The organism is Sphaerisporangium aureirubrum (genome assembly GCF_042658925.1).
GTDB classification, from domain to species: domain Bacteria; phylum Actinomycetota; class Actinomycetes; order Streptosporangiales; family Streptosporangiaceae; genus Sphaerisporangium; species Sphaerisporangium aureirubrum.
This window is the reverse complement of the sequence record NZ_JBHSRF010000237.1, coordinates 1-509: the sequence shown is the minus strand read 5'-3', so window position 1 is coordinate 509 and position 509 is coordinate 1. Positions and strand designations below refer to the sequence as shown.

Below are 509 nucleotides of genomic sequence, written 5' to 3'. Positions count from 1 at the left end.
GTCGTAGGCGCGCTGCAGCAGCGCGAGGTCCGCGCTCGGGTGCATTTCGCGGTGCACCGCGGCCAGCGGTTCGAGGACCTGCTTGACCGAGGCGGCGCGCTGGGCGGTGATGCGGCGGGCCAGGCGGGCGCGGACGCGCCGGGTGGCCGAGGGCGCGCGGCTGCTGCCGTTGCCGTTGCCGTTCACCGGGAGGACGGGTGGCACCGGCACCGGACGGGACTTGCCGCCGTCCTTGGCCGGCGAAGCGGAGTCGAGCTCTTGGCTCACCCGCACCTCCCGTCACTAGTTCATCTCGTGCGTTCAGCGTAACGCGCGGCGGGGCGACGGCGTTCCGTTCCCCCCGCTCAGGAGGTGTGCAGTGTACGGACCGAACGGCCCGGCAGGGCGTCGCGGCCGCCGAGACCGGCCAGTTCGAGCACCACGGAGACCCCGCTGACCACGGCCCCGGCCTGCTCCAGCAGCCGGCACGCCGCCGCCACGGTCCCGCCGGTGGCCAACACGTCGTCGAT

At 74.5% G+C, this 509-nt stretch carries 1 pseudogene; it reads right to left on the bottom strand.

What is annotated here, in order from left to right:
* Nucleotides 1–267 (bottom strand): annotated as a pseudogene (locus ACFP1K_RS41320) (hypothetical protein); the annotation flags it as partial.
* Between the last annotated feature and the right edge of the window lie 242 nt (nucleotides 268–509).